The organism is Yoonia vestfoldensis SKA53, assembly GCF_000152785.1.
GTDB classification, from domain to species: domain Bacteria; phylum Pseudomonadota; class Alphaproteobacteria; order Rhodobacterales; family Rhodobacteraceae; genus Yoonia; species Yoonia vestfoldensis_A.
Genome location: NZ_CH672414.1, coordinates 1,718,333 through 1,738,538, shown reverse-complemented (window position 1 = coordinate 1,738,538; position 20,206 = coordinate 1,718,333). Strand labels below are relative to the sequence as shown.

Sequence of the window (20,206 nt, the reverse complement as noted above, 5' to 3'; positions counted from 1 at the left end):
GAGATATAGTCCATCACATAGGCGTTGAAGCAGACGAAGGTGATAACGGTGGACATCGTGTTCAGCCCAAGCCCGAACACAACGGCCAGTGGGTCGCCTGTCGCCGCGAAAAGCGACCCCGTCACGAAAAAGCTTGCCCCGATCACATAGACCCAGCGGCGCGGCAGATAACGGGTCGTAAAAGGTACCATCAGCCCGACCGCCAGCGACAGGATGCCCACCAGAAAATACGCCTCTGATATCAGCTGTGCGTCCTGCAATGCGTTGTACATCGCCAGCGGAAACACGGAAATCAGGATGCCGCGCGCGACGGCCTCGGTCCCTGCAAGGGTGGCGAACCCACGTACACCGGGCGCCGGAGCATGGCGCAACCATTCGGGTATTCGGCGTTCGTGCATCGGACGGCTTTCTTCAATTGCCGCCACCCTAGGCGCATCGCGCGCCCAGGCTTGTCACAATACGACGCCGCGTGGCGTTTTTGTCCCGACGCCGGCTGGCGTCATTCTGCTTGCGCCGCGATCCGGTCACGCAACATGCGCCGCAGGATCTTGCCCGAGGCCGATTTGGGGATTTCGGGCACAATATGGATCTGGTGCAATTGTTTGTAATGCGCCAGCGTCCGGCCCAGATGCGCCATGATTGCATCGGCGTCCGGTGCGCCATTACCCGCAACAACAAAGGCGATTGGCAATTCGCCGGCTTCTGCATCCGGCAGGCCGATCACGGCGGCATCGGTAATACCTTCAAGCGCGACCAATGCTGCCTCCAGCTCGGCTGGAGCGACCTGAAAGCCCTTGTATTTGATCAATTCCTTCAGCCGGTCCACGATGAACATATAACCCTGATCGTCGATCCGCGCGATGTCGCCCGTGCGCAGCCAGCCATCATCAGTGATTGTCGCGGCGGTGGCCGTGGGGTTGTTGAGATAGCCCTGCATCACCTGCGGCCCTTTGATCCACAATTCGCCATCTTCGCCAGCAGGCAGATCGGCGCCCGTGTCGATATCGACGATCCGGCAGGATGTGTTCGGCAACGCCAGACCAGAGGCCCCCGCAACCGCCGCTGTGGCAGGCGTAACATGGGACACCGGGCTCAGCTCGGTCATCCCGTAGCCTTGCAGGCTGATGCAATCCAGCCGCTTGCCCACGGCATTGGACAATTCAGCCCCCATAGGTGCGGCACCCGAAAACACCTGTTCTATGCTGGACAGATCATATTGGTCCACCAACGGATGCTTGGCCAGCGCCAGCGCCACCGGCGGGACAATCCACATGCGCCGCGCCTTGTGGTCCTGACTGATCTGCAAGAACAGCGGCAGATCGAAACGCGGCATCGTCACCACAGCGCCGCCGCCTGCCAGATGGACGTTCATCAGTACCGTCATGCCGTAAATGTGAAAGAATGGCAAAAACCCTGCCGCAACCTCGCCCGCGCGGAAATCGGCAGCGGCGATGATCTGGTCCACGTTCACAACAAGGTTGCGATGCGACAGCATCACGCCTTTGGGCAGGCCGGTGGTACCGGATGAATAGGGCAGCACGACCGTATGCGCCACGATATCGACCGGCACCTGCGCGGGCAGAGGATCACCCAGCAGCGCGGCGTAAGCATCGGTGCCAATGGCGATCACGTCCAGATCGCCTGCGCCCGCCTGCGCTGTGGCCAGAAAATCAGGGATGGTGAACAGCACATCGGCGCGCGAATCCGCCAACTGGTGGCGGATTTCGGTCGCGGTATAGGTCGGGTTCAGCGTCGTGATTGTACCACCAGCCCATGCGACAGCGTGAAAGATGATGCAATATTCGGGCATGTTTGGGGCCATCAGGGCGACGACCTTGCCGTGCCCTAACCCTGCTGCGCTCAGCCCGCCCGCCAGCCGCTTGACCTGGTCCATGAAATCCGCCGCCGTCAGGCTGCGCCCAGTCGGCCCGTCGATCAACACCACGTCGTCGGGGCGCATGACAAGTCCGTCAAACACGCGTTCGGTGATGGATTGTGCGCGCAACGGCACATCGGCAAAAGACGTGTGGTAAATTGACATGCTTTCCTCCCCAGAAATGCTGGGGTCAGGATGCGTCAGGCCGAATGCGAAAGCCAGTCACAAGTCGGGGCGAATTAGCGCACCCCGATGGCGGCCAGCGCCTTGGACAATTCGGGCGGCAGCGCTTCTTCATGCTGGCGCCCTGCGGGAAGATCGGGTGGGGCGTCTGTGACAGGCAAATAGCGCCACCCTTGAAAAGCGCGCTTGGGCGTCGCCGCGACACGGATCAGGCCGGGTTTGCAGGTGATGGCGCAGCGGCGGATACCATCGCCACCAATATATTCATCAAGCCGCACGATTGGCTGGCGACACAGGATCACGCCCTTGATCACCCAATAAATCGACCCGCCGTTCAGAATTTCGTCTTCGCGCTTGGGCCACATGCGTGTGATGTGGCGCGGCAGCCCGTCCTCGGTCTGCGCGCGCCTGTCCGCCTGCCACGCGGCAAGATCGGCAACATCATCCGTGCCGACCGACAGCTTGAGCAGGTGAACAATCTTGGTCATCTCTCCCCCCCGGGATAATCGTGAAATAAGGCAGGCCAGCGCAAAGACAAGCCTGCGGCAAAATATACCCTGCAAATAGGTTGCGACCACAACATGCAGCGGTCTAGAAGACCATTCCCGAATCCAGTCACAGACCGTAGCATGGCGCAACCGTGCCACGCCTGCCAGTCAGAAAGCAAAACCCATGTCCCATTTCGCAGCCCCTATCGCCGAACAAATCTGGGACATGAAATACCGTTTCAAACAGGCCGACGGGACGCCGATCGACATCAGCGTCGAAGATACATGGCACCGGATCGCCAAGTCGCTCGCCGCAGTAGAGGCTGACCCGCAGGCCTGGGAGCCGAAATTCTACGACGCGCTGGCCGATTTCAAATATCTGCCTGCAGGCCGGATCACGGCGGGCGCCGGCACCGCGCGGTCGGTGACATTGTTCAATTGTTTCGTCATGGGCACCGTGCCGGACAGCATGGGCGGCATTTTCGACATGCTCAAAGAGGCGGCTTTGACAATGCAGCAGGGCGGCGGCATCGGCTATGATTTCAGCACCATCAGGCCAAAGGGCGCCTCGGTACTGGGCGTGGCTGCCGATGCCTCGGGTCCCTTGTCCTTCATGGATGTCTGGGATGCGATGTGCCGCACGATCATGTCGGCCGGGTCACGGCGTGGCGCGATGATGGCTGTCATGCGCTGCGACCACCCCGATATCGAGGCGTTCATTACGGCTAAATCCGATGCCGCCCGCCTGCGGATGTTCAACATGTCGGTGCTGATCACCGATCCGTTCATGGCGGCTGTCAAGGCAGGCGGCGATTGGGACCTCTTGTTCGACGGTCAGGTCTACAAGACCCTCAAGGCGCGCGACCTGTGGGATACGATCATGCAATCGACCTATGATTACGCCGAACCGGGCGTGATTTTTATCGACCGCATCAACCAGATGAACAACCTGAATTATTGCGAAACCATCGCCGCGACCAACCCCTGCGGCGAACAGCCTTTGCCGCCTTATGGGGCTTGCCTTCTGGGGTCGATCAACATGGCGCGTCTGGTCAGTGATCCGTTCAGCGACAGCGCGAAACTGGACGCGAACGCCCTGACCGATCTGGTCGCCACCGCCGTGCGGATGATGGACAATGTCGTCGATGCCTCGCGTTTTCCGCTGCCGGCCCAACAGCACGAGGCGATGAACAAACGGCGCATCGGGCTGGGCGTCACCGGCCTTGCCGATGCTCTGCTGATGGTCGGGCTGCGCTATGGCTCTGAAGAGGCGGCAGCGCAAACCGACGCATGGATGCATGCCATCGCGCGGGCAGCCTACCTGGCCTCGGTCGATCTCGCCAAAGAAAAAGGCGCCTTTCCGCTGTTCGACGCCGACAAGTACCTCGCCAGTGGTGCCATGCAGCAGATGGACGATGACGTGCGCGAGGCGATCCGCACCCACGGCATCCGCAATGCATTGCTGACCTCGATCGCACCCACCGGCACGATCAGCCTTTATGCCGGCAATGTGTCATCGGGGATCGAACCGGTCTTTGCCTATGCCTACACCCGCAAGGTGCTGCAAAAAGACGGCACCAAAACCGAAGAAGAAGTCGTCGATTACGCCGTCCAGATGTGGCGCGACCTGAAAGGCGATGCGCCCTTGCCGGACTATTTCGTCAACGCGCAAACGCTGGCCCCGCTCGATCACGTCCGCATGCAGGCGGCCGCACAGAAATGGATCGACAGCAGCATCTCCAAAACCATCAACTGCCCCGAGGACATCAGCTTCGATGCCTTCAAAGAGGTCTATATGGCCGCTTGGGACCAGGGCTGCAAAGGCTGCACCACCTATCGGCCCAATGACGTGACCGGCTCGGTGCTGTCCGTCTCGGAAGAAAAACCACAACTTCTTATTTCCGAAAATACTCCCGCCGGAGGCGACCCGGAAGGGTCTCATGGCACCACGCCCGGCGGCGAAGTGATCTATATGTCTGAACCGCTGGATCGGCCGCAGGAACTGGAAGGGGCGACCTATAAACTCAAATGGCCCGACAGCGAACATGCGATCTATATCACGATCAATGATCTGGTCGTTGCAGGTCACCGCCGCCCATTCGAGATTTTCATCAATTCCAAGAACATGGAACATTTCGCCTGGACCGTGGCACTGACGCGGATGATCTCTGCGGTATTCCGGCGCGGCGGTGATGTCACCTTCGTGGTCGAGGAACTCAAAGCCGTGTTCGACCCGCGTGGCGGGGCCTGGATGCAGGGTAAATATGTCCCTTCGATCCTTGCCGCGATCGGCGGGGTGATCGAACGGCACATGGTCGCGATCGGGTTTCTGGCGGGCGAAGGTCTGGGTCTCAAGGCTGACCCCACCGCCGATGTCGTCACGCTGCAGGGCGGTAAGCGCGGCAAGGCCTGTTCGTCTTGCGGGTCCTATGATCTGCGCATGATCGAAGGCTGCATGACCTGCGCGTCTTGCGGCTATTCAAAATGCGGCTAAGGCGCGCCATGACCCGGATCACATCAACCAAGCATGATCCGGGTCAGCCACAAAGCGCCACTTGCGCAACGGTCCTGCCATAACATTCAGGTAATACATGTCATAGCCATGCGGGGCCGCACAGGGGTGATGGCCGCGCGGCACCAGAACGACATCATGGTTCTTGACCGTCATCGTTTCATCCAGCGTGCCGTCATCGGTATAAACACGCTGGATGCCAAAACCTTGCGGCGGGTTCAGGCGGTGATAATAGCTTTCTTCCAGATAGGTGATGCGGGGGTAATCATCTTCGTCATGACGATGACTTGGATAGCTGGACCAATTGCCCGCTGGTGTGAAGACTTCGGTGATCAGCAGGCTTTCCGCCACATCCGCATCTTCCATCGCGATATTGTTGATCCAACGGGTGTTTGACCCGTCGCCGCGCTGCGTCAGGGTGATGCCATCCGGCCCAAGGCGGCGCGCTGGATAGCCGCCCTTGGCGGGCGCGCAGCAGATCGCCAGCGTGCAATCTGTCGTTGCCGTGACCTGCCAATCTTGTGCGGGGGGGATGTACAGGCAATGGGGGGCTGTTTTTTCGAACACATCCATCCGGTCGCCCAGAACGCCCCAGTCCTGTCCTGCCGCCTGCACCTGCGCGCGCCCTTCAACCATGACAAGGATCGCTTCGCGGTCTTGTGTCAGGCCACTGGCAACAGCCCCTGATGCCAATCGGTGCAGTTCAAACCCGACATAACGCCAGCCCGCATTTTCAGGTGTGACCGCATGGACCAGCCCGTCGCGGGCCAAGGGTTTGCGCAGCAAATTCGCCATCAGACGGTCCCGCCCAAAGATCCTTCGAGCGCGGCCATTTCCTGCCCGCCTGCCATCAGATCCTGAAGCGCCTCTGGCGTGATTTCGCCGCGCGCGGCCGTTCCAAGCGTCTTGCCGCGGTTCAGCACCGTGAACCGGTCGCCCACAGCCATGGCATGGCGCACGTTATGGGTGATGAAAACGATCCCGATCCCGGTCTTACGGACGCGGTCGATTGTGGACAGCACATTGGCTGTCTGACGCACGCCCAGCGCAGAGGTTGGTTCATCCAGGATCAGCACCTTGGCTCCGAAATGCACGGCGCGTGCGATGGCGACTGTTTGCCTTTCCCCGCCCGACAGGGTGCCGACGGCCTGCTGGGGTGACCGCAGATTGATGCCCATCTTGCGCATCTCGGACATCGTCACGTCATTGGCGGTCTTGAAGTCCAGAAACTTGAATGGGCCAACCTTGCGGACCGGTTCGCGCCCCATCCAGAAATTGCGCGTGACACTCATCAGCGGGATCATCGCCAGATCCTGATAGACGGTGGCGATCCCCGCCTCCATCGCATCGCGCGGGCTGTCAAAATGCATCGCTTGACCGCCGAACAATATTTCACCGCCCGTGGGTTTATGCACCCCTGCCATCGTCTTGATAAAGGTCGATTTGCCTGCGCCGTTGTCGCCCAGCAAGCAGTGACATTCACCTGGCCGGATGTCGAAGCTTACGCCATTCAGGGCGATCACCGGGCCGAAATGCTTTTCGATATTGCGCATTTCGATGATGGGTTCGGTCGTCATATCAACGCTCTCCCGTAATAATACGCCGGATATAGGTGTTCAGGATCACCGCAAACAGCAGGATCACCCCAAGGAACACGCGAAACAGGCTCGATTCGACACCGGCAAAAAACAGCCCTTGCTGCACCACGCCAAAGATCAGCGCACCAAGTGCCGCCCCGATGACCGACCCATAGCCGCCCGTCAACAAGGCGCCGCCGATGACCACCGCAATGATCGCCTCGAATTCTTTCAGCAGGCCCCGATCCGCCCCCGCCGATCCGAATTCGATCACCTGACAGGTCGCAAAGACGCAGGCGCAAAAGGCGGTGAACATGAACATCTGGATTTTGACACGGTTGACGGGGACGCCGACATAGCGTGCCGCCTGCGCATCGCCGCCTGCCGCAAAGATCCAATTGCCGAACTGGGTGCGCGTCAGGATGATATGGGCAATGGCCACAAGCCCCAGCGCCCAGATGATCAGCATCGGGATACCGTCAACAACGGGCTGTCCGGCGCGGGTGCCACGCGAAAACACCTCGATCACGCCCAGATCGCCAAGCCAGATGAAAAATCCGCCGCCCACCTTGCCACCGAACAGCGGGGCAAGCCAATCGCCCTCTGCGGCCTCGGAAATGCCGCCGATGATGGTACGGCGTTCGATCAATTGGGGGAAAAAGATGGTAAAGCCGCGCAGGATGAACAGGAATGCCAGCGTGACGATAAAGCTTGGCAGGCCGGTGCGCACGACGATGATGCCATTCAGCGCTCCGATAGCGATACACAGCGCAAATGTCAGCAGGATCGCGACCCAGATCGGCCAGCCCAGCGTTACAGAGATGATCGCAATCGACATGCCGGCAAAGCCGATCATGGACCCCACGCTCAGGTCGAATTCGCCCGCGATCATCAACATGCAGGCCCCGACGGCGATGATCATGAATTGCGCAGAAACGGTGGACCAGTTCAGCACGCCCTGCGCGTTGAACATCCCGCTGTTCCCGGCAAAGATGATGAAAAAGGCGAACACAGCAATCGTGCCGACAATCGCGCCCAGCTCTGGCCGGATCAGCGCTTTTCGCAGCTTCGATGTTTCCTTGATGCGTTCGTCAACGGTCGCGTCCGTCTTGGACATCGTAAGACCCTTCCTTTTTGCGCAATTGAAAAAGGCGGGCGCTGGTGTCAGCGCTCGCCTAAATGTTACGGTTTAGCGGTATTCGCCAGCAAGATCCGCCACCAGGCCCAGCGCATCGGCTGTCACGAAGCCGGGGCCAGAGTTGATGTTGTTGCCGGGCAGCACGCCAAAGCGGTGGTAGTTTGTCAAAACGACGACCGGCAGATAGGCCTGTAGGAATGGTTGCTGGTCGATGCCCCATTCGATCACGCCATCACTGATTGCCTGCACAATATCACCACCCAGATCGAAGGTGCCAAAGTAGATGTCACCGGCAAGGCCCATCTGGTCCAGCGCCAGAATGGTCGGATCAGCAGAGGTTGGCCCCAGCGTCAGAACTGCATCCGTGTCGGGATTGGCGTTCAGATAGGCCATGACCCGGTTCTGGATTTCCGACGGATCCTGCCCGCTGTCGATCATCTGGTTGCCCAGATCAATCCCCAGACCATCGGCAAAGCCCTGGCAACGTTCGGTCGATGCGGGCTGCGCGATGTAATGGTTCACGCACAGAAACGACGCGACGCCATCGCCTGCTGCCCGCTGACCTGCGGCAAAGCCTGCATCGTATTCAGGCTGGCCGACATACATCAATGCGCCGACTTCGCGCGCCTGCTCGGGTGTGCCCGAATTGATGATGATGACCTCTATCCCGGCATCAACCGCATTGCGGATCGGGCCGGACAGAACGTCGAAATCTGCCAATGTGGTGATGATTCCGTCAGGTGCGCTGGCAGCGGCCTGTTCGATGATCCGCGCCATATCGGCAAGGTCACCGGTGGGCGGGTTGCGGTATTCGACCGTCACGCCCATCTGTTCGCCACCAAGGGCGAGACCGTTTTTGATTGTGTTCCACCAGCTGTCGCTGTCAGGCGCATGGCTGACCAGCACATAACGTTCGCCTTCGGCCATGGCGGCATTGGCACTGATCATCGCGGTGGCAGCGACCGCAGCGATCGTCACTGTTTTCATGACTGCTTTCATAATGTCCTCCCAAACATGTTGCGAGCGAATCTGGTTCCTCCCATCACGCCCATCCAAGACGTTAGGAGGCTTTTGAACAAATTGCAACCGGTTGCAAAAAACTGTGGATAAATGTTTATTCTTGAGATGGCCGAGATGTATTAGAACCCTTCTGAGCCAGATGGATAACGGGATATGACAGTGACTTTGAAAGACGTGGCGCTCCGCGCCGGTGTATCGCGCTCTGCCGTGTCGCGCACATTCACCGAAGGGGCGTCGGTCTCTGCCAAAACCCGTGCAAAGGTTGAAAAAGCGGCCATTGAACTGAAATATAGTCCGAATGCGCTCGCGTCGTCGTTGACCACCGGTCGGACCAAGATGATCGGGCTGGTTTCCAACAACTTTCACAACCCGCTTTTTCTGGAAGTTTTCGACCTGTTCACGCGCGGTCTGCAGGAACGAGGATTGCGGCCTTTGCTGGTCAATCTTAGCGCTGAAACCGATCCCGCAAATTCGGTGCGGATGCTGCGGCAATATTCGGTGGACGGGGTGATCGTCGCGTCATCGACCCTGCCACCCAGCTTTGCCGAGGCGTTTCGCGATGTGGGCATCCCCGTCGTGCATTCCTTTGGCCGTTATACATCCAGCCCGCAGGTGCATGTCGTCGGCATCGACAATATCGCCTGCGGTCGGATGGCGGCCCAGCGCCTGATCGCCACCGGTTCGCGGCGGGTCGCATTCCTTGGCGGTCCTGAAAATGCGACATCGACGCAAGACCGAGAACGCGGCTTTCTGGAAGCGATGGCCAGCCACACCGATATTGCTGTCAGCGTCAGCTATGCGAGTGCTTATTCCTTTGATGCAGGCCGCACAGAAATGGCGCGGCTTTTAGAGTCCTCCCCGGCTGAGGCATATTTCTGCGGCGATGATGTGCTGTCCATTGGCGCGCTGTCTGCGATCGCCGATGCGGGCCTGCGCGTGCCTGACGATATCGGAGTGATCGGGCTGAACGACATGGCGATGGCGCGTTGGGAAAACATCAACCTGACCACGATCCGTCAGCCGATTGCCGAAATCATTGGCGCGTCTGTAGATTTGGTGGTCGGCACCATCGACCAGCCTGAAAGGCACCCCGAAACAAGGCTGTTTCCGTGCCGCATCGTCGAACGCGGCACGTTGCGGCCCTTTCCCTAGCGGAACATCGGCGGGCGGGCGTCTGTCCATGCGCCATCCGCCTTGGCCGATGCGACGCTGGCATAGACCGCCGCCATCGACCGCAGGCCATCCTCGGCCAGGGGCAGGCCATCATTGCTGCCACCCCTGATTGCTGCGGCGAGATCGACATAGATATTGGCGACCGCCAGCGGGAACCCTTCGGGATGGGCAATCGCCACACGGCTCAGGCGCGCGGCATCGGAACACAGCCCGGATTCGCCTTTTTCCATGATCTGCGTGCGCCCGCCGACGGGGGTGTAATAGACCTGATTGGGCTGTTCGGACGCCCAGCGCATGCCGCCGGTTTCGCCAAAGATCTGGATATCGAACCCGTGCTGCCGCCCGATGGCGACAGAGCTGGTCCACAATCGCCCGACCGTGCCGCTCGCCATGCGGAAATTCACCATGGCGTCATCTTCCAACACGCGGCTGGCAATGGTCGAGGCGAAATCGGCAGAGACCTTTTCAACCTCGTCGCCCACAATAAAACTGGCCATATGCAGCGCGTGAATGCCGCAATCGGCGAATTGCCCCGACACGCCCGCCATCGCCGGATCATAGCGCCAGCGCACGCGGGGGTTATCTGCATCTGTCGCATCGCCGTGGTGGCCGTGGCTAAAGTTGGTGACGACCAGCCTGACCTTGCCGATCTCTCCGGCGCGGACCATGGCGCGCATCTGGCGCACCATCGGATAGGCGGAATAGCAGTAATTCACCGCGCAAATCCGCCCTGCGGCGCGGGCGGTGCGCACGATATCCTCGCCTTGTTCCACCGTCATCGTCATCGGCTTTTCGCACAGCACGTGAAAGCCGGCCTCTAGAAACGCCTTGGTAATCTCGTAATGCGTGGCATTGGGTGTGGCGACGGTGACCAGATCAATCCGGTCCTCGCGCGCTGTCTCGCCTGCCAGCATCTCGCGCCAGTCGCCATAGGCGCGGTCGGCGGGAACACCCAAGGATTGCGCATAAGCGCGGCCCTTTGCGGGATCAGCATCCAATGCCGCTGCCGCCAGATTGAAATTCCCGTCTGCCTGCGCGCCCAAACGATGCGCCGGTCCGATTTGGCTACCTTCGCCGCCGCCGATCATGCCCCAGTTCAGTTTCATCATTGCCCCCTAGAACCCGATGCTTTGCAGATATTCACGATTGGCCCGCGCATCCGTGACAGGCGAGACATCGAGCGTCGGATCGCAATCCTGTTCGACCGTGCACCAGCCGCTGAACCCGTGATCCAGCAGAATCTGCCGCACAGCAGGGAAATCCACATCGCCTTGGCCCAGATTGCAGAAGATTCCTTGCCCGCAAGCCTCGTAGAAACCGGTGCTGTTGGCGATGGCTGTGGCTTTGACCGCAGGGTTGATATCCTTGAAATGCATATAGGAAATCCGGTCGATATGGCGGCGCATAAAGGCCACTGGATCAAAGCCGGCATAGGAATGATGGCCGGTGTCGAAACAGATTTTCAAAATGTCCTCTGGCACGTCATCCAGCAGGCGTTCCAGCTCTGGTTCGAAATCAATGAACCCTGCCGCATGGGCATGAATGCCCACGGTCAGGCCATATTCCTCGGCCCCCATGCGCGCCACAGTCGCGATCCTGTCGCGGAATGCGGCCCATTCGGCGGCGTCCATCTGTTCGGCATCTGCGGCACGCCCAGCCGTCGGTGCGCGGCGGGGCGAGATGCTGTCGATCAGCACCAGATGCTGCGCGCCATGCGCGACCAGCGCCTTGCAGGTCCGCACGGCACCGTCCAGCACATTGTCCCATTGCGCGGGGTCATGGAACGCGCGGAACACGACGCCGCCGATCAGTTCCAGTTCGTTTTCGGCCAAGGCATCGGCCAGCAGGGCAGGGTCCTCGGGCATGAAACCCACAGGCCCCAGTTCAATGCCTTTGTAGCCGGCCTGCGCACATTCGCGCAGCACGTTGCGCCATGGCGGATTGCGCGGATCATCGGGAAACTCGACGCCCCAGGAACAGGGAGCATTGCCAATGCGGATCGTCATGAACGGGACCTTTTCAGTTGGATGGGACAGAATGCCAGCGGCCATCAGCGGCCGAGGCAAAAGCGGTTTCGATCACCTGCGCTACGGCCAGACCGTCACGAAAGGTGGGCCAGACCGGCTGGCCGCTCTGGATCGCCTGCAGGAAATCGCGGGCTTCGATGATGATCTGGTCCTGATAGCCGGTGCCATGCCCCGGCCCCTGACAGAAGGGCAGGTAATCGGGATGCGAGGGGCCAGTCAGGATCTTGGTGAAACCGCGCGTGGCCTCTGGCCCTGTCGCGCGGTACAGCCAGACTGCGTTCTGGTCTTCCTGATCGAACCGGATCGCCCCCTTGGTGCCGTGGATTTCATAGGCATAGCCCATCTTGCGCCCCGTTGCGGCCCGGCTGAAATACAGATGCCCCATCACGCCGGATGCAAAGCGCACCATCATCTGGCCGTGGTCGTCGTTATCGACGCTGACCGGCCCATCTGGTCCGGGGCGGGTGGGGTGGATGGTTTCGACTTTGGCTGACAATTCCGCGATATCGCCCAACAGCGCCACCGCGCAATTGATCATATGTGGCGCCAGATCGCCCATGCAGCCGTTGGGCCTGCCAAAACAACGCCAATTGGCCTGCATGGCCGGATCAGCCAGAAAATCCTCAGTATGTTCGCCGCGAAACCATGTCACGTCGCCGATGGCGCCATCGGCCAGCAATTGCCGCGCGAATTGCGTGGCCGGCGTGCGGACATAGTTGAAACCGACCATGTTGGGCAGGCCGGATGCCGCGGCTGCTGCGACCATCGCCTGCGCATCCTCCAGTGACGCGCCCAGCGGTTTTTCGCAAAACACCGGCTTGCCAGCGGCAAAGGCGGCTTCGGCGATTGCGCGATGCGTGGTCTGGGGGGATGCGATGATGACCGCCTCGACCTCGGGGTGGGCGACAAGGGCGCGCCAATCGTCAGCGGCATGGGCAAAGCCAAAAGCAGCGCGGTACCGTTCAGACGATTCGGGTGTTGATCCTGTCACAACGGCAAGTCTGGGGCGCAGTGCCGTGTTGAACACCGCTCCGACTGCGGACATCGCCACGGCATGGGCCTTGCCCATGTAGCCGCCGCCGACAAGGCCGATCCCGATCTGTGTCATGATTCGTGTCCCCCCCGACATGATCCGGTTGCAACCGGTTGCAAAATTGTTATCTTGAGTCGCAGGGCTTCGCAACCAGCAATCCGTGCAGCACCTTGAGGGAGGATCATATGACCACAACCGGCGCGACCATTCACCTGACGACCGCGCAGGCCATTGTGCGGTATCTTGTGAACCAGTTCATCGAGATTGACGGCGTTGAAATCCGCATTTGTGGCGGCGGCTTTGGCATTTTTGGCCATGGCAATGTCCCCTGTCTGGGCGAGGCGCTTTATCCGGTTCGGGATGTCCTGCCGCTCTATCGCGGGCAGAATGAACAAAGCATGGGATTTGCCGCGGCCGCCTACGCCAAATATCATCTGCGGCGGCGGTTCATGTTTTGCACCGCCTCTGCCGGACCGGGGACGGCGAACCTGTTGACGGCGGCGGCACTGGCGCATGCGAACCGGCTGCCGATGTTGATGCTATGTGGCGATACCTTCCTGACACGCCTGCCGGACCCTGTGCTGCAACAGCTCGAACATTTCGGCAATCCGACCATCGGCGTGAATGACGCCTTCAAGGCGGTCAGCCGCTATTGGGACCGGATCACCCATCCTGCGCAGATCATCCAGTCGCTGCCCGCGGCCTTGGCCACGATGCTGGACCCTGCCGATTGCGGGCCTGCCTTTCTTGCGCTGCCGCAGGATGTGCAGGGCTGGACCTATGATTATCCCGCCAGCTTTTTCATGCGCCGTGTGCATCGCATCCGCAGTCAGATGCCCGACGCGCGTGAATTGGCCGATGCCGCCGCCCTATTGGCGGGTGCCAAGCGCCCGATGATCATTGCCGGCGGTGGCGTGCAATATGGTGGGGCGGTGGCGGAATTGACCGCCTTTGCCGAAAGCCACGGTATCCCTGTTGTCGAAACCATCGCAGGGCGCGCCAATCTATTGGCCGATCATCCGCTGAATATCGGGCCGATTGGTGTGACCGGATCGGACAGCGCCAATACAATTGCGCAGCAGGCGGATGTGATCTTGGCCGTCGGCACGCGCCTGCAGGATTTCACCACCGGATCATGGACCGCCTTTGCCAAGGATGCGCAGATCATCGGGCTCAACGTGGGCCGCCATGACGCGATGAAGCATCTCTCGTTGCCCGTGGTCGGTGACGCAAAGGTCGCGCTGCCCGCCTTGGGCGCGGCCTTGGGCGCATATAAAACCCCTGCCGATTGGACCAGGCAAGCGCAGGACCACCGCAAGACATGGGATACTTACGTCGCAGGCAACGTCGCCCACGGCAACCGCCCCAATTCCTATGCGCAGGCGATCGGCGTGGTGAATGCGCTATGCGATCCGCGTGATCGTGTGGTGACGGCGGCAGGCGGCCTGCCCGCCGAGGTGACGGCCAACTGGCGCACGCTGGATATCGGGACGGTTGATGTCGAATTCGGCTTTTCCTGCATGGGTTACGAAATCGCAGGCGGCTGGGGCGCGCGTATCGCACAGGCCGAGGCCGAGCCGGATAAGGATACCATCGTGCTGGTGGGCGACGGCAGCTATCTGCTGATGAATTCCGACATTTATTCATCCGTCCTGACGCAGAAAAAACTGATCGTGCTGGTCTTGGACAACGGCGGTTTCGCCGTCATCAACAAGCTGCAGAACAACACCGGACAGGATAGTTTCAACAACCTGATCGCGGATTGCCCGACGATCCCCGACCCCTTCGCGGTGGATTTCGAGGCTCATGCCCGCGCCATGGGTGCCGATGCCGTGACTGTCGCCAACCCTGCCGCGCTGGGCGAGGCGTTCTTGCGCGCGAAAGCATCGGACAAGACCTGCGTGATCGTGATGCAGGTGGACCCCTATGACGGCTGGACCACCCAAGGCCATGCATGGTGGGAGGTCGGCACGCCGCAGGTATCAGACAGCGCGACCGTCCGCGCCAAACATGCCGAGACCGAGGCCGGCCGCGACCGCCAGCGGCAGGGGGTGTAACATGAAACTCGACGGCAACCGTTTCGTCATCATCGGGCGGGCAGGGATGGATTTCTACCCCGACCCCCCCGGCACCAAAACCGAAGCTGCCACGCAGTTCTTTGCCTGCCTTGGCGGATCATCCGCCAATATCGGCGTCGCGATCTGCAAATTGGGCGGGCAGGTGGATCTGGTTACTTGCGTGTCGGATGATGCCATTGGCCGCTTTGCGCTGAACCAGCTGGACCATTACGGCATAGGCCGTGCCCATGTCCGGTCTGTCGGCGGTGAGGCGCGCAATTCGCTGGCCGTCGTGGAAACTCGGATCGAGGATCATCAGTCGGTGATCTATCGCAACGGCGCTGCCGATTTTGAAATGACCGATAGCGACGTTAGCGGGGTGGATTACACCGCCTATGACGCGCTGATCACCACCGGCACGGTTTTTGCTGCAGAACCATCGCGCAGCGCGACGTTTCTGGCGTTTGAACTGGCCAAGGCGGCGGGATTGCCGCTGATCCTTGATATCGACTACCGCCCCTATTCATGGGCCTCGGCGGACGAGGCGGCAGAGGTCTATTCGCGCGCCGGTGCCATGTGTGACGTGATCGTCGGCAATGACGTGGAATTCGGTTTCATGGCGGGGGATTATGACCGCGGCCTTGATAAGGCCCGCGAACTCGTCGCCCGCGGGGCCAGCCTTGCGGTCTACAAGATGGGTGAAAAGGGCGCGATTACGATCACCCCACAGGGCGAGGTCATGACCGGCATTTACAGCACCGATGCGCTGAAACCTACCGGCGCGGGCGACAGTTTTCTGGGTGGCTTTGTTGCGGGGCTGGCCGATGGCTTGGCCGTGCGCGATGCCGTGCTGCAAGGCTCTGCTGCTGCGGCGATCGTGGTCTCGCGTGTTGGCTGCGCCCCCGCCATGCCGACCCGCGCAGACCTGGACAGCTTTCTGCGCACCAATGTCGCCCCGACCGCCGCCTGAAAGGAAACGACCATGCATATCGCCCCCTTCGACAATGCCAACCAACCCATCGTCGATATCAATGACCCGCATGTGCCGCTGGTCTATTTCAACATCGTCAGGCTGGCGGCTGGGGCCAGCTTTCCCTATCGCGTGGCGGGGTATGAAACCTGTATCGTGCCAGCGACCGGCACCGTCACGGTCGAAACCGCAGGCCAGACTTTCGCCCAGATCGGCAATCGCGGTGCCGATGTCTGGGACGGCGAACCCGAAGGCGTCTATATCCCGACCGACACCACTGCACAGATCACCGCGCTGACCGATTGCGAGGTGTTCATCGCAGGCGCGCAGTTCAGCGAAACACTGACGCCCTTCGCCGTGCGCGCTGCTGATATCGACTTTGTCCAATATGGCAGCGACGACACCAAGACCCATCGCAAGATCAAACATATCCTTGGCGCCGCACACCACGACCGCGTGGGCCGGTTGCTGGTGTCGGAACTTTACACCGTTGGCGCGGGTGGCTGGTCAGGCTTTCCCAGCCACAAACATGACACCGACCGTTTGCCCGATGAAACGCGGCACGACGAATGTTACAATTTCCGCTTTAAACCCGATTATGGCTCAGGTCTGCAAATGCTGCAACGCATCGATAATGAACCGGGGGATGCCTATCACATCATGAACCGGTCCACCGTGCTGATTGACAAGGGCTATCACCCCTGCTGCGTGCTGCCGGGATATGAGATGTATTATTTCACCATCCTTGGCGGGCAATCCCAGCGTAGCCTGAAGCAATATTTCCAACCTACACATGCCGCGCAATTGCACACGATCCCCGGCATCATGGACATGGTGGCAAAGTTCAAATGACCCTCAAAACATTGGCAGAGGTCCTGCAACCGGCCCTGCGCGACAATTACGCCGTCCCCGGTCTGGTCTGTCTGGGATGGGAAGACATGCGCGCCTATGTGATGGCCGCCCAAGAGGAACGCGCCCCTGTGATCTTGCAGGCCGGGCCATCGTGTCGCGCGCATACACCGTTGCCGGTTTTGGGCGCCATGATGCGCCATCTGGCCACCAGCGTCGATGTGCCCGTGGTCGTGCATCTGGACCATGGCTATACATTCGAGGAATGCCGCGCGGCGCTTGATGCCGGTTTCACGTCGTTGATGTATGACGGATCGCGCAAGCCGCTTGCGCAGAACATCGACGAAACCGCCCGCATCGCGGAACTGGCCCATGCGGCGGGTATATCCTGCGAGGGCGAGATTGGTTTCGTCGGTTATTCCGGTGGCGAGAATTCCGCCGGTACCGATCCGGCCGAGGCGGCGATCTTTGCCCGCGACAGCGGGGTTGATGCGATGGCGATTTCTGTCGGCAACGTGCATTTGCAAACCGACCATGAAGGCGGGCTGGACGAGGACCGCATCCGCGCGATCGAGACGCTGACCGATGTGCCCTTGGTCATTCACGGCGGATCAGGCGTGCCCTATGCGCAGCGTCTGGCGCTGGCCACTGGATCGCGGATCGCCAAATTCAACATCGGCACCGAATTGCGCATGGCCTTTGGTGCTGCGCTGCGCGATGCCGTGAACGCGGACCCCGCGCGCTTTGACCGGGTGAGCATATTGAAAGAAACACATGACCCCGTGATGTCCGCCGCGCGCGCCGTCATTCGCGGGCTCGGCGCATCGGGGAGAGCGTGAAATGCTGAAAATCGGAATACTCGGCTGTGGTCGCATCGGACAGGTCCATGCCCGCAGCATCAAGGCGCTGGATGGCGCAGAGGTCGTGGCCGTCGCCGATGCCCTGCCTGCGGCAGCACAGGCGCTGGCGCAGGCCACCGGCGCGCAGGTCCGCGATGTTGCCGCGATCCTGAATGCAGACGATATCGACGCTGTCGTGATCGGCACCCCGACCGACACGCATTTCGACCTGATCCAGCGCGCGGCCAAAGGCGGTAAAGCGATTTTCTGCGAAAAGCCTGTCGATATGTCCGTCGATAACATCCGCACGTGTATCGACATCGTGGGGCAGGCGGGCGTGACGTTCCTGACCGGATTCAACCGCCGGTTTGATCCCAATTTCGCCGCCCTGCGTGCGCGGATCAAGGCCGGTGACATTGGCGCGGTCGAGTTGGTCTGTATCACATCGCGCGATCCTGCCCCGCCACCTGTGTCCTATATCGCGCGCTCTGGCGGGTTGTTCCGCGATATGATGATCCATGATTTCGATATGGCGCGGTTTCTGATGGGCGAAGATTTTGTGCGCCTGCATGCGATGGGCAGCGCGCTGGTCGATCCCGCGATTGGCGAGGCGGGCGATGTTGATACGGCCGCCGTGATCCTGACCACCGCCAGCGGGCGGATCTGCCAGATATCCAATTCGCGCCGTGCCAGCTACGGCTATGATCAGCGGATCGAGGTGCATGGTGCGCTGGGCATGTTGCGCGCCGAAAACCAGCTGGAATCCACCGTCGAAATTGCGACCAAAGCCGGTTTCCGTCGTGACCCTGCACAGCATTTCTTTCTGGAACGCTACGAGGCGGCCTATCTGGCGGAAATGCGTGCCTTCATCGCGGCGGCCACAGGTGGAACACCAGCCGATCCGGGGATCGTGGACGGGTTGCAGGCGCAGATATTGGCAGATGCAGCGACGCTGTCGCGCGAAACCGGCCAGCCCGTGGATTTGTCTGCCGCCTAATCCTTGCTGTCTGGTCGCCAGTTCAGCACCAGATGCCAGGCCAGATAACCGCCGATGGCCGCGAACAGAAAGGCCCAGGTCGTGTTACCACTGCTCCATTCCACCCCGGCCCAGACAAACGGCGCCGCTACGATCAGATAGCGGCGCCACGCGGGACGATAAAACGGATGGTGCGGGTCAATCAGGCGCATGTCACCTTGTCACATGGCAGGGCCGCAGTGGCAAGCTGCGGCCCTGTCGCGTTATGGGATCTGCCGCTCTACCAGTGCAGTGAGCGCCTCATCCAGCGCCTGTGGCGTCCAGCCTTGCAGGACTGCATCGCGCAGGATGTTCTTTTGCGTGCGCGGGGCAAGCCCGCCAACAGGTGGATCGCGGTCAAGGTTGGTGGGGAAAGAATAGCCTTCTGCCGTGGCGTTCAATACGGCATCGCGGGCGGCGGGTGGCAGGTCGGTCGTGCAGAGTGCTGGAAACACTGCGCGGCACATCGCACCGCGATCCACGCTTTCCATCGCCCGCCCGAAGGCCGATGACACCTGCAAGAGGTTGACCATGCGGTGAATATCCGTGCTGGAATTGCTGCCCGCGGCGTGGAACAGGGCGGGGTTGAAAAACACCGCATCGCCCTTGTCCAAGGGCAGCTGGACGCAATGCGTCTCGAAATGCGCGCGGAAGTCATCGCGGCGCCACGCGGCATAGCCGGGGCGGTAAAGTTGCGAAAACGGCAGCAGCTTGGTCGGGCCGGATTCAATCGACATATCGCAATGCGCAATCCCGCCTTGCAGCGTCATCAAGGGCGACAGGTCATGTACATGCGCGGGATAGGTGGCGCTGATATCGGCGGTCTGAAAGCCAAGGTGGTAATCGCGATGTGCCTGTTGCGCCTGTCCGCCCGGATGCACCAGATTGATCTGCGCCGTCATTTGATAATGCGGTCCAAGCCATGCCTCGCAGGCGGCATCAATGGCGGGGGTGGCGAAATAGCGAATAAACACATCGGGTGCGGTGATGGCCAGCTTTTGCAGGGAATTCCAGATCCGGTCATTGCTGCCTGCTGCGGCGAAATGATCGGCGGCGGCACCGCCCTGGGCGCGCTCGGTCGCAATGATTTCCATGTAAGCCACCGTCGCCGCATCAATTGCTGCGTGATCTGTGCAGGCCTGTTTCAGCACGAACACCCCTGCGCCGGATTGCAAAATCGCTGCCCATTCCACCATCAACACGTTGCGCGCTTGCGGGTTGTCCAGATGTCCGGCCAATGCCGCCATGTCATAGACGGGAATATTCTTGGGCGCGGCAGTTGCGTTAGGGATGGTCGACATATCGACTGTCCGCGCGGTCAAGGCGGCGAAATCCGCCAGATCGCAGGCGGCTTCGTGATAAAAACCTGTTGCTTGTGGTGTGGTGTCCAAGGTCATCGCGCGCTCCAGTGCTGGTTTATGGGTTCTGGGGCAGCGTAGCGGATGCAGG

Annotated in this window: 18 protein-coding genes and 1 pseudogene; 7 read left to right on the top strand and 12 right to left on the bottom strand. The window is 60.6% G+C overall.

Annotation, left to right across the window (positions count from 1 at the left end):
• The 3 genes and pseudogenes from SKA53_RS15700 to SKA53_RS08535 all read right to left on the bottom strand — a co-directional run.
• A pseudogene (locus tag SKA53_RS15700) lies at window positions 1–398 on the bottom strand (MFS transporter); the annotation flags it as partial.
• A 101-nt stretch (window positions 399–499) separates the two neighbouring features.
• Window positions 500–2,041, bottom strand: a complete 1,542-nt coding sequence (locus SKA53_RS08540; RefSeq protein ID WP_007205723.1) for an AMP-binding protein — start codon at window positions 2,039–2,041, stop codon at window positions 500–502.
• A 74-nt stretch (window positions 2,042–2,115) separates the two neighbouring features.
• The gene (locus SKA53_RS08535; RefSeq protein WP_007205722.1) at window positions 2,116–2,547 is read right to left on the bottom strand and encodes a DUF1489 family protein; all 432 of its coding nucleotides are present in this window, start codon (window positions 2,545–2,547) and stop codon (window positions 2,116–2,118) included.
• Between the two features lie 184 nt (window positions 2,548–2,731).
• On the opposite strand from SKA53_RS08535, the gene SKA53_RS08530 reads away from it, so the two are divergent.
• On the top strand, window positions 2,732–5,041 hold the full coding sequence (locus SKA53_RS08530; protein WP_007205721.1) for an adenosylcobalamin-dependent ribonucleoside-diphosphate reductase: 2,310 nt from the start codon (window positions 2,732–2,734) through the stop codon (window positions 5,039–5,041).
• An 18-nt stretch (window positions 5,042–5,059) separates the two neighbouring features.
• Here SKA53_RS08530 and iolB read toward each other — a convergent pair whose 3' ends face one another.
• The 4 genes from iolB to SKA53_RS08510 all read right to left on the bottom strand — a co-directional run bounded on the left by iolB (window position 5,060) and on the right by SKA53_RS08510 (window position 8,773).
• Window positions 5,060–5,854: a 5-deoxy-glucuronate isomerase gene (gene iolB / locus SKA53_RS08525; RefSeq protein WP_007205720.1), complete on the bottom strand. Its 795-nt coding sequence runs from the start codon at window positions 5,852–5,854 to the stop codon at window positions 5,060–5,062.
• Window positions 5,854–6,636, bottom strand: a complete 783-nt coding sequence (locus tag SKA53_RS08520) for an ATP-binding cassette domain-containing protein (RefSeq protein ID WP_007205719.1) — start codon at window positions 6,634–6,636, stop codon at window positions 5,854–5,856. Before SKA53_RS08520 ends, iolB begins: the two co-directional genes overlap by 1 nt.
• Before the next feature lies 1 nt (window position 6,637).
• On the bottom strand, window positions 6,638–7,753 hold the full coding sequence (locus SKA53_RS08515) for an ABC transporter permease (protein ID WP_007205718.1): 1,116 nt from the start codon (window positions 7,751–7,753) through the stop codon (window positions 6,638–6,640).
• 72 nt (window positions 7,754–7,825) lie between these two features.
• The gene (locus tag SKA53_RS08510; protein ID WP_040482875.1) at window positions 7,826–8,773 is read right to left on the bottom strand and encodes a sugar ABC transporter substrate-binding protein; all 948 of its coding nucleotides are present in this window, start codon (window positions 8,771–8,773) and stop codon (window positions 7,826–7,828) included.
• Window positions 8,774–8,947: 174 nt separating this feature from the next.
• Between SKA53_RS08510 and SKA53_RS08505 the strand changes: the two genes are divergently transcribed.
• Window positions 8,948–9,946 carry a LacI family DNA-binding transcriptional regulator gene (locus SKA53_RS08505; RefSeq protein WP_007205716.1) on the top strand — a complete coding sequence of 333 codons (999 nt, stop codon included), beginning with the start codon at window positions 8,948–8,950 and terminating at the stop codon, window positions 9,944–9,946.
• Here the strand turns inward: SKA53_RS08505 and SKA53_RS08500 are convergent.
• The 3 genes from SKA53_RS08500 to SKA53_RS08490 are packed head-to-tail and all read right to left on the bottom strand — an operon-like array spanning window position 9,943 to window position 13,102.
• Window positions 9,943–11,076: a Gfo/Idh/MocA family protein gene (locus SKA53_RS08500; protein WP_007205715.1), complete on the bottom strand. Its 1,134-nt coding sequence runs from the start codon at window positions 11,074–11,076 to the stop codon at window positions 9,943–9,945. The genes SKA53_RS08505 and SKA53_RS08500 overlap by 4 nt on opposite strands.
• A gap of 6 nt (window positions 11,077–11,082) precedes the next feature.
• On the bottom strand, window positions 11,083–11,973 hold the full coding sequence (locus tag SKA53_RS08495; protein WP_040482874.1) for a sugar phosphate isomerase/epimerase family protein: 891 nt from the start codon (window positions 11,971–11,973) through the stop codon (window positions 11,083–11,085).
• Window positions 11,974–11,986: 13 nt separating this feature from the next.
• Entirely contained in the window at window positions 11,987–13,102 is a 1,116-nt protein-coding gene (locus tag SKA53_RS08490; protein WP_007205713.1) for a Gfo/Idh/MocA family protein, read from the bottom strand.
• A gap of 110 nt (window positions 13,103–13,212) precedes the next feature.
• On the opposite strand from SKA53_RS08490, the gene iolD reads away from it, so the two are divergent.
• From iolD to iolG, 5 genes are read left to right on the top strand one after another with little or no spacing between them, the layout of a single operon-like run.
• Window positions 13,213–15,084, top strand: coding sequence for a 3D-(3,5/4)-trihydroxycyclohexane-1,2-dione acylhydrolase (decyclizing) (iolD, locus tag SKA53_RS08485; RefSeq protein ID WP_007205712.1), 1,872 nt, complete (start codon window positions 13,213–13,215; stop codon window positions 15,082–15,084).
• A 1-nt stretch (window position 15,085) separates the two neighbouring features.
• Window positions 15,086–16,054 carry a 5-dehydro-2-deoxygluconokinase gene (gene iolC, locus SKA53_RS08480; protein ID WP_007205711.1) on the top strand — a complete coding sequence of 323 codons (969 nt, stop codon included), beginning with the start codon at window positions 15,086–15,088 and terminating at the stop codon, window positions 16,052–16,054.
• A 12-nt stretch (window positions 16,055–16,066) separates the two neighbouring features.
• A complete protein-coding gene (locus tag SKA53_RS08475) occupies window positions 16,067–16,906 on the top strand; it encodes a 5-deoxy-glucuronate isomerase (protein ID WP_007205710.1) in 840 nt (279 codons plus the stop codon).
• Window positions 16,903–17,742 (top strand): class II fructose-bisphosphate aldolase, encoded by an 840-nt coding sequence (locus SKA53_RS08470; protein ID WP_007205709.1) that lies wholly within the window; start codon window positions 16,903–16,905, stop codon window positions 17,740–17,742. The genes SKA53_RS08475 and SKA53_RS08470 overlap by 4 nt, the downstream gene beginning before the upstream one ends.
• Window position 17,743: 1 nt before the next feature.
• Window positions 17,744–18,739, top strand: a complete 996-nt coding sequence (gene iolG, locus SKA53_RS08465) for an inositol 2-dehydrogenase (protein WP_007205708.1) — start codon at window positions 17,744–17,746, stop codon at window positions 18,737–18,739.
• Here iolG and SKA53_RS08460 read toward each other — a convergent pair.
• Both SKA53_RS08460 and SKA53_RS08455 read right to left on the bottom strand, forming a co-directional pair.
• A complete protein-coding gene (locus SKA53_RS08460; protein WP_007205707.1) occupies window positions 18,736–18,930 on the bottom strand; it encodes a hypothetical protein in 195 nt (64 codons plus the stop codon). The two genes, iolG and SKA53_RS08460, sit on opposite strands and share 4 nt — an antisense overlap.
• A 51-nt stretch (window positions 18,931–18,981) precedes the next feature.
• Window positions 18,982–20,154, bottom strand: a complete 1,173-nt coding sequence (locus tag SKA53_RS08455) for a phytanoyl-CoA dioxygenase family protein (protein ID WP_007205706.1) — start codon at window positions 20,152–20,154, stop codon at window positions 18,982–18,984.
• Window positions 20,155–20,206: the final 52 nt, after the last annotated feature.

Bases quoted from the DNA above. Each gene is read 5' to 3' on its own strand.
- iolC (WP_007205711.1), top strand. From the start codon at position 15,086: ATGAAACTCGACGGCAACCGTTTCGTCATCATCGGGCGGGCAGGGATG.
- SKA53_RS08460 (WP_007205707.1), bottom strand. From the start codon at position 18,930: ATGCGCCTGATTGACCCGCACCATCCGTTTTATCGTCCCGCGTGGCGC.
- SKA53_RS08500 (WP_007205715.1), bottom strand. From the start codon at position 11,076: ATGATGAAACTGAACTGGGGCATGATCGGCGGCGGCGAAGGTAGCCAA.
- SKA53_RS08455 (WP_007205706.1), bottom strand. From the start codon at position 20,154: ATGACCTTGGACACCACACCACAAGCAACAGGTTTTTATCACGAAGCC.
- SKA53_RS08515 (WP_007205718.1), bottom strand. From the start codon at position 7,753: ATGTCCAAGACGGACGCGACCGTTGACGAACGCATCAAGGAAACATCG.
- iolD (WP_007205712.1), top strand. From the start codon at position 13,213: ATGACCACAACCGGCGCGACCATTCACCTGACGACCGCGCAGGCCATT.
- iolB (WP_007205720.1), bottom strand. From the start codon at position 5,854: ATGGCGAATTTGCTGCGCAAACCCTTGGCCCGCGACGGGCTGGTCCAT.
- SKA53_RS08530 (WP_007205721.1), top strand. From the start codon at position 2,732: ATGTCCCATTTCGCAGCCCCTATCGCCGAACAAATCTGGGACATGAAA.
- SKA53_RS08475 (WP_007205710.1), top strand. From the start codon at position 16,067: ATGCATATCGCCCCCTTCGACAATGCCAACCAACCCATCGTCGATATC.
- SKA53_RS08535 (WP_007205722.1), bottom strand. From the start codon at position 2,547: ATGACCAAGATTGTTCACCTGCTCAAGCTGTCGGTCGGCACGGATGAT.
- SKA53_RS08470 (WP_007205709.1), top strand. From the start codon at position 16,903: ATGACCCTCAAAACATTGGCAGAGGTCCTGCAACCGGCCCTGCGCGAC.
- SKA53_RS08505 (WP_007205716.1), top strand. From the start codon at position 8,948: ATGACAGTGACTTTGAAAGACGTGGCGCTCCGCGCCGGTGTATCGCGC.
- SKA53_RS08495 (WP_040482874.1), bottom strand. From the start codon at position 11,973: ATGACGATCCGCATTGGCAATGCTCCCTGTTCCTGGGGCGTCGAGTTT.
- iolG (WP_007205708.1), top strand. From the start codon at position 17,744: ATGCTGAAAATCGGAATACTCGGCTGTGGTCGCATCGGACAGGTCCAT.
- SKA53_RS08490 (WP_007205713.1), bottom strand. From the start codon at position 13,102: ATGACACAGATCGGGATCGGCCTTGTCGGCGGCGGCTACATGGGCAAG.
- SKA53_RS08540 (WP_007205723.1), bottom strand. From the start codon at position 2,041: ATGTCAATTTACCACACGTCTTTTGCCGATGTGCCGTTGCGCGCACAA.
- SKA53_RS08510 (WP_040482875.1), bottom strand. From the start codon at position 8,773: ATGAAAGCAGTCATGAAAACAGTGACGATCGCTGCGGTCGCTGCCACC.
- SKA53_RS08520 (WP_007205719.1), bottom strand. From the start codon at position 6,636: ATGACGACCGAACCCATCATCGAAATGCGCAATATCGAAAAGCATTTC.